Genomic DNA, 13,078 nt, shown 5'->3' on the forward strand with positions numbered 1-13,078 from the left:
TCAGTTACTTGCCAGCAAAACGATCGGTAGCCAACATCAAGCGGTGCAGAATACCCGGTTCATCCGTTGCATGCCCTGCTCCTTCGACAATATGCAGTTCAGCTTCGGGCCAGGCTTTCGCCAAATCCCAGGCATTTTGTACCTGGCAGGCCATATCGTAGCGGCCATGGACAATGACCGCCGGGATATGGCGGATCAAGGGTACGTTTTTCAGCAGTTGGTCATCACTGTCGAGAAAACCCAGATGGGTAAAGTAGTGATTTTCGATACGGGCGAAGGCCAGCGCAAAATTATCCTCACCGAAAGAAGACGACGCACCATTCGGCAAAAGCGTGACCGTTTCACCTTCCCACACGCTCCACAGTTTAGCGGCTTCGAGCTGTACCTGGAGATCTGGCGACGTCAAACGCTGGCGATAAGCGGTGATAACGTCTTTCCGCTCTTCTTCTGACAGAATAGACAACACGCGCTCCCATTTATCGGGGAAGAAACGTGAAGCGCCATCCTGGTAATACCAACTGAGTTCTTGCTTGCGCAGCGTGAATATGCCGCGCAACACCATCTCACTGACGGATTGCGGATGTGTTTGTGCATAAGCCAACGCCAGTGTGGATCCCCAAGAACCGCCGAACACCAGCCATTGTTCCACGCCGATCATCTTGCGCAGCCGCTCAATATCCGCGACCAGATGCCAGGTGGTATTATTGTCCAGGCTGGCATGCGGCTTGGAACGGCCACAACCGCGTTGATCGAACAGCAGCACCTGATAGCGCTCAGGATCGAACAATTGCCGATGGTAGGGAGCAATCCCACCACCAGGGCCACCGTGGAGAAATACGGCAGGTTTGCCGTTTGGATTACCACTCAGTTCCCAGTAGATCCGGTGACCATCTCCGGTGTCCAGCCAACCGCTATCATAAGCTGCTAATGGCGGGTACAAACCTCGTAATTGTTCCATGGCGCTTCCGTCTCTGTGAGTCATTCATTCATCAAAGCCGAAGCCACGCATCAGGTCAACGTCAAAACAAGAAAATACTTAATTACACCAACATATTAGCGGGATTTTGCTTAAAATGACGTCGATTTACTTTTGCGCAAATGCGGTTCACGCATCTCTTGTGCCGTTTTAGCCTCAATACCCAATTCCGCCGTCGGGCGTAATAACAAGCGCCCCAAACCGATAGGTTCCCCCGTTTCCAGGCAGTAGCCGTAATCACCATTTTCCAGCCGCGCTAATGCGGCGGTCATCTTCGGTAACAGGCGGCTTTCTCGATCCAACTGACGGAACAGCAACCGTAGATCTTCTTCACGCGCAGCTTTATCAGCCTCATCACCACTCACGTCACCGCTATCGATATCTCGCTTCAGCACGTCAATGTGCTGCCAGAGTTTTTGTTGTTCTTCCAGCAAACGCTGACGGAAAAACGCCCGCTGCTCAGCATTCATGTAATCAGATTCCGGCATCGCTAGCAGTTGCTGCTCGCTTAACAACGTCATTACAGTCATGGAAATCTCCGATATGCATTTTTGTTATATTATAACACTTTTAGCTTATGGAATGTTAGTAATTAATAATCATTGGATTAACAACGCGTTAATGCCAGTTCACTCTTTGTTGCTTGCATATGGTTGCCGTTATGGGGTTAATAGGACAGCAACCGACCCAACCATAGGTAACTGAGAGGCCATAATGAGTAAGGGAATGGACAGCAAGAAAAATGCGAAGAAGAAGCCGTTAAAAACCCCAGCAGAAAAACGTGCCGGTAAGCGTGCCAAGAAAGATCAACACTCTGGTGAATAAGCGTACTTCCAAGCATAGTTAAACCCGCCAAGGCGGGTTTTTTGTTGTCTGAAAACACCAGTGTCACGTATCGTTATGCTAAAACAAGAGACTGTCACCGAGAAGAACATGAGCTTACGTGTAATAGATACCGAAACCTGCGGGTTGGATGGCGGCGTGGTGGAAGTGGCCTCTGTCGATGTGATCGATGGGCGTATCACCAACCCGATGAGCGACCTGATCAGCCCCGATCGACCGATTGGTATCGATGCCATGGCCATTCACCATATCACCGAACAGATGGTTGAAGGCAAGCCACGCATTGCAGTGGCAATTGGTCGCTATCAGGGCAGTGAATATTATGTGGCACACAATGCGGCGTTCGATCGCGGAGTATTGCCAGAAATGAATGGTGCCTGGATATGTACCGTCAAGCTGGCGCGAACGCTCTACCCGGACATCAAATATGGCAACCAATACCTGCGCTATGCCCTGAACCTGGATGTCCAACTGCCACAGGACACCACGCTCTACCCACATCGTGCGCTGTATGACTGCTACGTGACCGCCGCACTGCTGCAACGCATTATGCGGGACTCCGGCTGGACGCCAGAGCAGATGGTGCAGATCACCGAGCAACCGGTGTTGCTGAAAAAATTCAAATTCGGTAAGTATCGCGGCCAAGAGATTGAACGTGTGGCGCAGGATGATCCCGGCTATCTGCGCTGGATGCTGAAATCCATCGACGATCTCAGCCCGGACATGAAGCATACGTTGAAGTATTATCTGATCGGCTAACAGCGCGGGCAGCTTGTGCCACCCGCGTTTTCACTACTCGGCCAGCGAAAGAATAAACGCATACTCCAGCGCAATATCCTCGTAGGCTTTAAAACGGCCAGACTTGCCGCCGTGGCCTGCATCCATATCGGTATGCAGCAGCAACTGATGATCATCAGTCTTAAGTTCGCGCAGCTTCGCCACCCATTTGGCCGGTTCCCAGTATTGCACCTGTGAATCATGCAACCCGGTGGTCACCAGCATATGCGGGTAATCCTGCGCTTTCACCTGATCGTAAGGGCTGTACTGCTTGATGTAGTCGTAGTAGGCCTTGTCGTTCGGGTTGCCCCATTCATCATACTCACCGGTCGTCAGCGGGATCGTCTCATCCAGCATGGTGGTGACCACATCCACAAACGGCACCTGTGCGACCACACCGTGGTACAACTGCGGTGCCTGATTGATGATAGCCCCCATCAATAACCCCCCCGCACTGCCGCCCATGGCGAACACGCGTTGGTTATCGCCATAGCCTTGCGCCACCAACGTTTCGGTCACGTCGATAAAGTCGTTGAAGGTATTCTGCTTTTTAAACAATTTACCGTCTTCATACCACAGCTGGCCCAGTTCGGCGCCGCCGCGAATGTGTGCCAGAGCGAAAACAAAACCACGATCCAGCAGGCTAAGGCGGCTAGAACTGAACGCCGGATCCATGCTGCTGCCGTACGAACCATAAGCGTAAACCAATAGCGGATTCGCGCCGTGAGCAAAACGATCGGGACGGTAAACCAAAGACACTGGTACCTCAACGCCGTCACGTGCCTTCACCCACACCCGCTCGCTACGATAATCTTCCGCAGTGAAGTTTTTCACTTCCTGCTGCTTGAGTTGTACGCGCTCACCGCTGTCCAGATTCAATTCATACAGCGTGCTGGGGGTCGTCATGGAAGAGTAGCCATAGCGCAGCAGGGCCGTTTCTGGTTGTGGGTTGTACGCCAGCCAGGTGACATAGGTCGGATCGTCGAAGGCAATGCTCTTGTCTTCTCCAGTGCGCCAATGAATTTGGCGTAACTGCGTCAGACCAGCAATACGTTCCTCCACCACCAGCCAGTCGCGGAACAGACTGAATCCCTCCAACATCACCTCGGCTCGTGGCGCGATCAGCGCCTGCCATTGCGCCTCATCGGCTTGCTCGCTCTGGTAAAGACCAAAGTTCTTGCCGTCTCTGTTAGAGCGAATGTAGAAATGCTGATGATAGTGGTCGACGGCATATTCGTGATCTTTACGGCGCGGTACAAACATTTGCGGGGTACTGCTGGCATTATCCGCATCCAACAGCAGAATTTCCGATGTCGTAGTGCTGCTGAGATGGATCAGGATAAAGCGTTCTGAGGTGGTTTTTTCCAGGCTGACGTAGAAGGTATCATCCCGTTCTTCATACACCAGCACATCTTGCTGCGGATCGCTGCCAACCACGTGTCGATAGACCTGATATGGCAGCAGCGTTTTAGCATGTTTGCGGACGTAATAGACGGTAGAGGAATCGTTCACCCACTCGAAATTGCCGGACGTGTTCTCCAGCACTTCTTCAAGCCAGCTATCATCATGCAGGTTTTTAAAACGAATATCGTACTGACGACGCGACAGAAAATCCTCCGCCACCGCCAGGCGCTGGTTGTCGGGACTCACCTCCAACCCACCCAGCGTGTAAAATTCGTGCCCTTCGGCCCGCAGATTACCATCGATCAAGGTGCTCCACTGTTCACTTGCCGCTTCTGGCTGGCGTACATGGAACGCATATTCATTACCGGGCTCGTAGCGGGTCTGATAGCGAAAACCGCGCTTAACGTACGGCACGGAATGTTCCTGCTGCGGGATACGCGCCACCATCTCCTGATACAGCGTTTCACGCAGCGCCTGCTGCGGCTTCAACTGTGCATCAGTGTAGGCATTTTCTGCCTGTAAGTAGTTCAGTACCTGGGGATCTGTGCGCTCGTCATCACGCAACCAGTAATAGTCATCTATACGAGTGTCACCGTGAGTGGTGATCGGATAAGGACGTTTTTCTGCCTTAGGGGGTGTCATCATTGCTAAATCATCCGCTTACCTTGATTAAGGCAAGAGTGACACGATCCCCACCAGATTAACAAGCCGCAGGGCTACGCCAAATCGCGTTTTTTCTCGTGAACGTCATTTTCGATGCCCTGCTTGACGTCAGCCGGAATTTTCAGCGATTGTGCCAACGCATCAAGATAACTGCGCTCCATAAAGTGATCGACATCAATCACCATGCAGCTCAGGTAATACACTTCTAACGCTTCGTCTTCATTTTTCACGCTTTGCGCGATCAGATCCGGGTTCAGCGGTTGGTCGATGGCTTGCTGCACCCAACTTTGAGCTTCATCACCCACTTGCAATTGCTCCAGGCTATGGTCGATAGCTTGTTTTTCTTCTGCGTCAATGTGGCCGTCGCTTTTGGCGGCAAACACCAGCGCTTGTACCAGCCGTTTAGCACGCAAATCCACTGGCGTACTCTGCAAGCCAAACTGCGCCTCTTCCTGGTGTGTTTCTTTGACGCGCTGTTTGTATTTGTTCCACAGCACGGCTCCTAACGCAGCACTGCCACCGATAATCAACGCATTTTTACCCAACTTGCCCACCATTTTACGGGAAGACTTGTTGGCTAATAGAACGCCTACTAGACCGCCCAGCGCGGTCGGGGCCAGTAATTTACCAATACCTTCTGTGCCGCCCATTGAGCTGGCTTTGTCACCCAGCATGGATTGAATCTGTTGCATCCAGTTATTTTTCATCGTCTACCTCTGAACAGGTGAAGTTCAGGCGTGCAGGCACTTTCATGCCAGATCGCCGCTCAATCTTCAGATTAGGGGATTATTTGTCAGTAAATGTATGAAAGATGAAAATTTGTGTCGCAGAGTGATTAAAGACTCAGCCAGGCAAGAAATTAACGTTTACTGAAGGCAATCACAAACAGCTCATCCAGCCCTGGATAGATCTCGTTGATCACCTGTTTCAGCTCGCTGAGCGTCATATTCTCCTGCCGGGCATGCGCCTCGGTCAACGCCCCTAAACGTATTGGCGTGACCAATTGCACTTCAATAAAGCAGAAAAATACGCCGTCTTCATTACGGCTTACGCGCAGCACCTCACCGGGGTGGAAATGGGATTCACTGGCATCCCGAATGGTGATGGTTTTGCGCCCGGCCATAATGTCTTGCTCAAAGCGGCTGAAGAAGGTTATCTCACGGTTCATGCCGTTCCTTGTTCATCACGGCTGATTATGCAGCCTGCTGTTCTGACTCGGAGGTGGATTCTTCTTTCAGGATAGCGACCGGTTTTTCAGCTTTGGCTTTAGCCGGCTTTTTCACTGTTTCCTGCGGCGCTGCACCGCGCAGGATCTGCGCTAACGCGTCTTTATTCTCTGCCAGGAAGAAGCTCAGCCCTTCACGCTGTTCATCTTCAAGGGTAATCGGTGCCTGTTGTAGCCACTCACCGAGGCTGTCGGCCAGATCCAGCATTTTGTCGTAGGCATCGGCATCTTTCTTGTTAGCGAAAGTCATTTTTTCCTCACCGTTTCTTACTACTACATATTTCACTTCAACAGCCATTTGCGCATTCCTCAAAGGTTAGAATACTGTAATTTTATACAGTATAATATCATATCGAGCAGGAGCGCAAGCGCTCCGCCGTTTATTATTTCAGCAGCCGCGCTTTGCAGCTTTTGCCTTTGATTTTGCCCTGCTGAAGCTGTTGCAGCGCCTTGCGTGCGCTGGCCTTGCGGATCGCCACGTAAGCATGCACCGGGAACATATCAATTTTGCCCACATCCGCTGCCGTCAGCCCGGCATCGCCGGTCAGCGCACCGAGAATATCGCCAGGGCGGATTTTCGCCTTGCGGCCACCGTCGAAACACAAGGTGACCATTTCGGCCTCCAGCGAGGCATTTGACGCCCCGCTCAGCTCTGAAACCGGCACCCAGTTGGCGGTTATTTGCAGATACTCTTCGATCGCATGGACGCGCGCCATTTCCTGTGGCGTACACAGGCTGATGGCCAGCCCGCTCAAACCAGCACGGCCAGTACGGCCAATGCGGTGTACGTGCACTTCCGGGTCAAAGGCCAGTTCGTAGTTCACCACCAGTTCCAGATCTTTGATATCCAGACCACGAGCCGCGACGTCGGTCGCCACCAGCACGCGGCAACTGCGGTTGGCGAAACGTACCAATACCTGATCGCGATCGCGCTGTTCCAGATCGCCATGCAGCGCCAGCACGCTGATGCCGCGCGCTTCCAGCGCTTCAAACACGCTCTGGCAGTCACGCTTGGTGTTGCAGAACACCACGCAGGAAGCGGGTTGATAATGGCGGATCGCCGCCACCAGCACTGCCGGGCGTTGATCGCGCGTAGTTTCATAGAAACGCTGTTCGATGGTGGTGGGCTCATCCCCTTCATCCACTTCGACATTCAGCGGTTCACGCTGCACGCGGGCGCTGATGCGCTCAATGCCTGCCGGATAGGTGGCAGAAAACAGCAAGGTCTGGCGCTGCGGCGGCGTATAGCTGATCACATCGTCGATATCATCGGCAAAGCCCATGTCCAGCATGCGATCGGCTTCATCCAGCACCAGCACCTTCAAATCGTCCAGCACCAGCGTTTTTTTACGCAGATGCTCTTGGATGCGGCCCGGTGTCCCGACCACGATATGCGGCGCATGCACCAATGAATCGAGCTGTGGCCCCACCGGCTGGCCGCCGCACAGGGTCAGGATTTTGATGTTCTGGGTGAAGCGTGCCAAGCGGCGCAGTTCTTTGCTGACCTGATCGGCCAGCTCACGCGTCGGGCAAAGGATCAGCGCCTGAGCCGCCACTTGGGCAACATTGATTTTATCCAGCAGACCAATACCGAACGCCGCCGTCTTGCCGCTGCCGGTTTTCGCTTTGGCACGAACGTCCTGCCCTTTCAGGATAGCGGGCAGCGCTGCGGCCTGTACCGGCGTCATTTCGGCATACCCCAGTTCGTTGAGGTTGGCCAACTGTTCGGCTGGCAGCGGCAGGGAAGAAAAGGAAACTGTGCTCACGGCAATAACTCTTATATAGCAAGTGGAAAGGCGGCGCGGCCCGCGGGCTGGCACCGAATCAGGCGCAGATGATAACAGAGTTAGTGTGGATTCCAGATTTCAGCGGTAAAAAAACTGCTAGCAACGGCAGATTTCCGGGCCTTGTTATCTCACCCTCTGCACACGCAATCGTTTTCGTATATAATGCGCGCCTACTATCAGACCGTATTGGTACGAAACTATGTTGACAATTGGAACCGCTCTGCGCCCTTCTGCTACCCGCGTTATGCTGCTCGGCTCTGGCGAGTTGGGTAAAGAAGTTGCCATTGAATGCCAGCGTTTAGGGCTGGAAGTGATTGCTGTCGATCGGTACAAAGACGCTCCTGCCATGCATGTGGCCCATCGCAGCCATGTGATCAATATGCTGGATGGTCAGGCATTGAAAGCGGTCATTGAGCTGGAGCGCCCTGATTACATCGTGCCGGAAATAGAAGCCATCGCCACCAGCATGCTGGTCGAGCTGGAACAGCAAGGGCACAATGTGGTGCCCTGTGCCGAAGCTACGCGCCTGACCATGAACCGCGAAGGCATTCGCCGTCTGGCGGCAGAAACGCTGGGTTTGCCAACCTCAAGCTATCGCTTTGCCGACAGCGAAGAGGGTTTCCGTGCGGCAGTGGCAGAAATTGGTTATCCATGCATTATCAAGCCGGTAATGAGTTCGTCTGGCAAAGGGCAAAGCCTGATCCGTAGCGAGCAGCTGCTTGGCAGCGCATGGGAATACGCCCAACAAGGCGGCCGCGCCGGTGGTGGCCGGGTGATCGTGGAAGGATTGGTGAAGTTTGATTTCGAGATCACTTTGCTGACCATCAATGCCGTTGATGGCATACACTTCTGTGCCCCGATCGGCCATCGTCAGGAAGACGGCGACTACCGTGAATCCTGGCAACCGCAGCAGATGTCTGAGTTGGCATTAAGCCGTGCGCAGGCGATTGCAGAAAACGTGGTTAACGCATTAGGGGGCTTTGGTTTATTTGGCGTCGAGCTGTTTGTTTGCGGTGATGAGGTCATTTTCAGTGAAGTATCACCACGCCCGCACGATACCGGCATGGTTACGCTGATCTCGCAAGATCTGTCCGAATTCGCCCTGCACGTACGTGCTTTCCTCGGGTTGCCAATCGGTAGCATCCGCCAGTTCGGGCCTTCGGCTTCAGCGGTGATCCTGCCGGAATTGAGCAGCGAAAACCTGCGCTTCAGTGGGTTGGATCGGGCGTTAAGCGGCCATAATCAGGTACGTTTATTCGGCAAACCGGACATCAGCGGCAAACGCCGTCTGGGTGTAGCACTGGCTACCGCAGCGGACGTTGAGCAGGCAGTAGAATTGGCTAAACAGGCAGCTACCGCTGTGATAGTTCAAGGCTGATAACCGCGGGGTTCGGCCTGCCGAACCCCGATAATCTCAATAATTCTCGTCGTCTTCAGCGTCGTCTTCCAGATACTCGGTCGGCTCTTCCTGCGGTTCTTCCTCTTCATCATCGAACAGGGCTGTCACCCGATCCCCTTGATGTTTTTCGCGGATTTCCTGTGCGACGCACGCGATGGCTTCACCACTGCTCATGCCCTGCGCCATCAGATGATGGATACGTTCAGCAGCTTCCTGCTGTTCTTGATGACTCAGTGACGGCATACCTGCAAGCATGTGTTTCTCCCCAGTAAAATGGACGTGGAGTATACGCCTTAAAACCGTGGAACCCTACGCCTGTTATTCTGGGGCCCGCAACGGGCAACGGCTGTTGCTCCGCCACTGCTTCAGACGATGTCGCCACAACATGACCTGCCATATCTGTTTGATACCGCGCATGTTGGCGATCATGGCTTGATCGATACCACGCCGATAGAACTCTTCAGTGATCTGCTGCTGTGCCTGTAACTCAGGTTCGCGGCGAATGCTGTGGCAGATCCCCAACGCTTCGCGAGTGATTTGCCAGTGAAATGCCGGGCAAAGCGGGATTTTCTGGCCGTAGCGCTGATTCAACGCCACCAACATCTCCACGATCTGCATGTAATGACGCTGGTATTCAACGTTGGCCTGCCCGGTGCGGCGGCGATTGCTAATCGACCGATCGTGAACCCGCTGGCGATACAGTGGCTTGCTGAGGTATTTCACCCGCTGGGCGTTAAACATCACTTCGGTAGTCCAGGGAATGTCCTGGTGATGCAGACCCGGTTCAAAATAGAGCTGATGCTGCCTGATAAAATCAAGACGGTAAACCGCCAGCCACACCACGTGAATAAAACGTCGGGATTCCAGCGCTTTTTCCAGCCATTGCGCACCGCTGATCACCGTGGTGTCTTTCAATCGTTGCTGGGGAATGATCGGCTGCAACTCATCATTACTGGCGAAATAACGTTCGCCATTGCACTGCATCACATCTAATTGATGCCGTTCCGCCTGTGCAATCAGCGTTGAATACATTTCTGGCGCCAATAAGTCATCAGCATCAGGAAAGGCGACATATTTCCCACGCGCGACGGCCAATCCGGCGTTACGCGCACTGGATACGCCTGCATTCGCTTGATCGATCACGCTAATGTGCTGATGCTGCGCGGCATAACGGTGAGCAATATCTCCTGAGCCATCGGTAGAGCCATCGTTCACAATAATCACTTCAAGCTGTTGTTCCTGCTGCGCAAGCAGAGACTCCAGAAAAGGGATGAACAGTTCCCCAACATTATGCAGAGGGACAATAACACTCAGTTTTAATGACATATACGGCTCTTTGCTGGCAGAAGTAAAAGTGTTTAATTATTTTAATAAATTCAGGGTGCTGCTTTGCTGCAAGGCAATGAACTACAAGACTGACTGGGTGATTTTATTGAGTATTTTTGATATCCACAATCCATGTTCAGAATTAAATAACATGTTGCCTCAGAAATATGGCAACAAAGAAATAATAACCATTCGTAATTAATAATAGAATGTTATTATATGTTCGCAAGTTTAGGTAACACTATGATCTCTATTTGCCAGCATCAAGGCTTCTTGCGTTTTTACATCTAGAAGAGGTGTAAAAGTCGCAAGAAATACTTGGTTTACTTTTCGCCTGGAGCCACTGTGGGCTGCGCCTGCGGGTAGAATATGGCAGAATAACCAGCCGAAACCGCCATTCCTGTCAGCCAGGTCGATTGAAGCCCATGAGTGCAACCGCCCCAAACCTTAAATCTTTGCCCTATACCCGTGAATCACTGCTGGAGCTGTTTGCTCCACTGGCGCAGCAACCTTGGGCTATGTTGCTGCATTCTGGGTTTGCCGAGCACTCCCATAATCGCTTTGATATTCTGGTTGCCGAGCCGCGCCTCACTCTGACCACCCGCGGCTCAAACACCGAAATTTGCCATGGCGCTGAGAGCAAGATCTCATCAGAAGATCCGTTCCTGCTGTTGCAACAGCAACTGGAGGCGCTACACCTACGCCCGAGACCGAATACGGACCTCCCCTTTCAGGGCGGTGCGTTAGGGCTGTTCGGTTACGATTTAGGGCGGCGAGTAGAAACACTGCCGCAGTGGGCTCAGGCAGATATTGCCCTACCAGATATGGCGGTTGGTATTTATGACTGGGCGTTGATTGCCGATCATCAACAGCAGACATTGACGCTGCTCAGCTATGGCGATGTTGAACAACGCTGGCGCTGGCTTAGCCAGCAACAGACTCCGTCTTGTGCGCCTTTTGTCCTGACCGGCAACTGGCAGGCGAATATGACGCGCCAGCAATACGGTGAGAAGTTTCGCCGTATTCAGGAGTACCTACGCAGCGGTGACTGTTACCAAATCAATCTGGCACAGCGCTTTTCCGCGCCTTATCAAGGTGACGAATGGCAGGCTTTCTGCCAATTGAACGCCAGCAACCGCGCACCGTTCTCTGCTTTTCTGCGGCTGCCGCAAAACAGCGTGTTGAGCGTTTCGCCGGAGCGTTTTCTGTGGCTGGAGAATCAGCGGATCCAGACCCGGCCGATAAAAGGCACCCTGCCTCGCTTGGCCGATGCGGCGGAAGATGCGGCGCAGGCAGAGAAATTGGCTAACTCAGCGAAAGATCGCGCTGAAAACCTGATGATTGTCGATCTACTGCGCAATGATATCGGCCGCGTGGCACAACCGGGCAGCGTACGCGTGCCCGAACTGTTTGTGGTTGAACCGTTCCCGGCGGTACATCATCTGGTCAGTACCATCACCGCGCAGCTCCCCACCACCACGCCAGCCACCGAACTGCTGCGTGCCTGTTTCCCTGGCGGTTCGATCACCGGAGCCCCCAAAGTACGCGCCATGGCGATCATCGAAGAGTTGGAACCACAGCGGCGTAATGCCTATTGTGGCAGCATTGGCTATATCAGCACCTGCGGCACCATGGATACCAATATCACTATCCGGACGCTGACCACCGAAAACGGCCGCATCTATTGTTCCGCAGGCGGTGGCATCGTTGCCGACAGCCAGGAGCAGGCGGAATATCAGGAAACCTTTGATAAGGTAGGCCGCATCTTGCCACAGTTGGGGGAGTTTACCGTTTCGTGAAATATCCGGACCATTCGGCGTCACTGGCCGCTTTCATCAGCCGTTTTCAATTGCAACTGCCACAGGCCACGCAGGCCTCGCATAACGTGCGCCCGGCTGCGGTACTCATCCCGATTATCTGCCGGCCGGAACCGACCTTGCTACTCACCCGCCGGGCTGATTCATTGCGTAAACACGCGGGCCAGGTGGCCTTTCCCGGGGGCAAAACCGATGCCGAAGATGGCTCAGCGATCGTGACAGCCCTACGTGAAGCGCAGGAAGAAGTGGCGATCCCGCCGCAGGCGGTGCACGTACTGGGGCAACTGGCTCCGCTCGACAGCAACACCGGTTTTCAAGTCACGCCGATCGTTGGCCTGCTTCCGCCAGATATCGAATTCTATGCCAATGCCGAGGAAGTGGCGGAGGTGTTTGAAATGCCGCTGCACGAAGCACTGACGCTATCACGCTATTACCCGCTGGATATTCACCGCAACGGCCATTCACACCGGCTCTACCTTTCCTGGTATCAAAGCCAGTTTGTTTGGGGGTTAACCGCCGCCATCATTCGTCGCCTGGCGCAGCAAGTAAGCATTTAAGGCCGCCGACTTCTGTGATTGATTTCACAATTTAGTGTTTGTCTCTTACAGTTTTCATCTGTAAAGCGATCGCTATCACTTCATGGCTATTTTTTTTCAACTACTGTTCAGCGCATCAGTCTTTTAAAAAAACCGTAAATACTCTCTTAAGCCTTATGAAATACCTGTAAAATACCAGCACCCGGAACAAACCACTATTATAATGAGGTTTAAGCTCCGTTGATGTAAAACCGGCCACCCGAGCCTGGTTTCCTGCGCAGCTTAGGCTGTTGCAGCCATAACAATATGCCTCTTTAAGGAGTTT

At 53.1% G+C, this 13,078-nt stretch carries 13 protein-coding genes; 4 read left to right on the forward strand and 9 right to left on the reverse strand.

Annotated features, from left to right (window positions below; genetic code table 11):
- Positions 1-4 precede the first annotated feature (4 nt).
- Both pip and AC2A1E_RS04850 read right to left on the reverse strand, forming a co-directional pair.
- Positions 5-958: a prolyl aminopeptidase gene (gene pip, locus AC2A1E_RS04845; protein WP_484382812.1), complete on the reverse strand. Its 954-nt coding sequence runs from the start codon at positions 956-958 to the stop codon at positions 5-7.
- 110 nt (positions 959-1,068) lie between these two features.
- Complete coding sequence (locus AC2A1E_RS04850; RefSeq protein ID WP_459402379.1) at positions 1,069-1,506, reverse strand: TraR/DksA C4-type zinc finger protein; 438 nt, start codon at positions 1,504-1,506, stop codon at positions 1,069-1,071.
- Positions 1,507-1,909: 403 nt separating this feature from the next.
- Between AC2A1E_RS04850 and exoX the strand changes: the two genes are divergently transcribed.
- Entirely contained in the window at positions 1,910-2,578 is a 669-nt protein-coding gene (gene exoX / locus AC2A1E_RS04855) for an exodeoxyribonuclease X (RefSeq protein ID WP_484382813.1), read from the forward strand.
- Between the two features lie 33 nt (positions 2,579-2,611).
- Here the strand turns inward: exoX and AC2A1E_RS04860 are convergent, their stop codons facing one another.
- From AC2A1E_RS04860 to dbpA, 5 genes are all read right to left on the reverse strand, one after another.
- Positions 2,612-4,645, reverse strand: coding sequence for a S9 family peptidase (locus AC2A1E_RS04860; RefSeq protein WP_484382814.1), 2,034 nt, complete (start codon positions 4,643-4,645; stop codon positions 2,612-2,614).
- Between the two features lie 71 nt (positions 4,646-4,716).
- Positions 4,717-5,370 (reverse strand): tellurite resistance TerB family protein, encoded by a 654-nt coding sequence (locus tag AC2A1E_RS04865; protein ID WP_484382815.1) that lies wholly within the window; start codon positions 5,368-5,370, stop codon positions 4,717-4,719.
- A gap of 152 nt (positions 5,371-5,522) precedes the next feature.
- The gene (gene yqfB, locus AC2A1E_RS04870) at positions 5,523-5,831 is read right to left on the reverse strand and encodes a N(4)-acetylcytidine aminohydrolase (RefSeq protein ID WP_484382816.1); all 309 of its coding nucleotides are present in this window, start codon (positions 5,829-5,831) and stop codon (positions 5,523-5,525) included.
- A 25-nt stretch (positions 5,832-5,856) separates the two neighbouring features.
- Positions 5,857-6,186, reverse strand: coding sequence for a YebG family protein (locus AC2A1E_RS04875; RefSeq protein ID WP_459402374.1), 330 nt, complete (start codon positions 6,184-6,186; stop codon positions 5,857-5,859).
- Between the two features lie 85 nt (positions 6,187-6,271).
- On the reverse strand, positions 6,272-7,654 hold the full coding sequence (dbpA, locus tag AC2A1E_RS04880; protein ID WP_484382817.1) for an ATP-dependent RNA helicase DbpA: 1,383 nt from the start codon (positions 7,652-7,654) through the stop codon (positions 6,272-6,274).
- Between the two features lie 220 nt (positions 7,655-7,874).
- Between dbpA and purT the strand changes: the two genes are divergently transcribed.
- The gene (gene purT / locus AC2A1E_RS04885) at positions 7,875-9,053 is read left to right on the forward strand and encodes a formate-dependent phosphoribosylglycinamide formyltransferase (RefSeq protein ID WP_484382818.1); all 1,179 of its coding nucleotides are present in this window, start codon (positions 7,875-7,877) and stop codon (positions 9,051-9,053) included.
- A 36-nt stretch (positions 9,054-9,089) separates the two neighbouring features.
- Here the strand turns inward: purT and AC2A1E_RS04890 are convergent, their stop codons facing one another.
- Both AC2A1E_RS04890 and AC2A1E_RS04895 read right to left on the reverse strand, forming a co-directional pair.
- A complete protein-coding gene (locus AC2A1E_RS04890; protein WP_484382819.1) occupies positions 9,090-9,329 on the reverse strand; it encodes a YoaH family protein in 240 nt (79 codons plus the stop codon).
- A gap of 63 nt (positions 9,330-9,392) precedes the next feature.
- Entirely contained in the window at positions 9,393-10,400 is a 1,008-nt protein-coding gene (locus AC2A1E_RS04895; protein ID WP_484382820.1) for a glycosyltransferase, read from the reverse strand.
- Between the two features lie 425 nt (positions 10,401-10,825).
- Here AC2A1E_RS04895 and pabB point away from each other — a divergent pair, with 425 nt between their 5' ends.
- Together pabB and AC2A1E_RS04905 are read left to right on the forward strand one after the other, a co-directional pair.
- Complete coding sequence (gene pabB, locus AC2A1E_RS04900; protein WP_484382821.1) at positions 10,826-12,199, forward strand: aminodeoxychorismate synthase component 1; 1,374 nt, start codon at positions 10,826-10,828, stop codon at positions 12,197-12,199.
- The gene (locus AC2A1E_RS04905; protein WP_484382822.1) at positions 12,196-12,774 is read left to right on the forward strand and encodes a CoA pyrophosphatase; all 579 of its coding nucleotides are present in this window, start codon (positions 12,196-12,198) and stop codon (positions 12,772-12,774) included. The genes pabB and AC2A1E_RS04905 overlap by 4 nt, the downstream gene beginning before the upstream one ends.
- The last annotated feature ends 304 nt before the right edge of the window (positions 12,775-13,078 follow it).

It is taken from the genome of Serratia sp. HNCC26DJ206 (assembly GCF_057180605.1).

Bases quoted from the DNA above. Each gene is read 5' to 3' on its own strand.
- pip (WP_484382812.1), bottom strand. From the start codon at position 958: ATGGAACAATTACGAGGTTTGTACCCGCCATTAGCAGCTTATGATAGC.
- AC2A1E_RS04850 (WP_459402379.1), bottom strand. From the start codon at position 1,506: ATGACTGTAATGACGTTGTTAAGCGAGCAGCAACTGCTAGCGATGCCG.
- exoX (WP_484382813.1), top strand. From the start codon at position 1,910: ATGAGCTTACGTGTAATAGATACCGAAACCTGCGGGTTGGATGGCGGC.
- AC2A1E_RS04860 (WP_484382814.1), bottom strand. From the start codon at position 4,645: ATGATGACACCCCCTAAGGCAGAAAAACGTCCTTATCCGATCACCACT.
- AC2A1E_RS04865 (WP_484382815.1), bottom strand. From the start codon at position 5,370: ATGAAAAATAACTGGATGCAACAGATTCAATCCATGCTGGGTGACAAA.
- yqfB (WP_484382816.1), bottom strand. From the start codon at position 5,831: ATGAACCGTGAGATAACCTTCTTCAGCCGCTTTGAGCAAGACATTATG.
- AC2A1E_RS04875 (WP_459402374.1), bottom strand. From the start codon at position 6,186: ATGGCTGTTGAAGTGAAATATGTAGTAGTAAGAAACGGTGAGGAAAAA.
- purT (WP_484382818.1), top strand. From the start codon at position 7,875: ATGTTGACAATTGGAACCGCTCTGCGCCCTTCTGCTACCCGCGTTATG.
- AC2A1E_RS04890 (WP_484382819.1), bottom strand. From the start codon at position 9,329: ATGCTTGCAGGTATGCCGTCACTGAGTCATCAAGAACAGCAGGAAGCT.
- AC2A1E_RS04895 (WP_484382820.1), bottom strand. From the start codon at position 10,400: ATGTCATTAAAACTGAGTGTTATTGTCCCTCTGCATAATGTTGGGGAA.
- pabB (WP_484382821.1), top strand. From the start codon at position 10,826: ATGAGTGCAACCGCCCCAAACCTTAAATCTTTGCCCTATACCCGTGAA.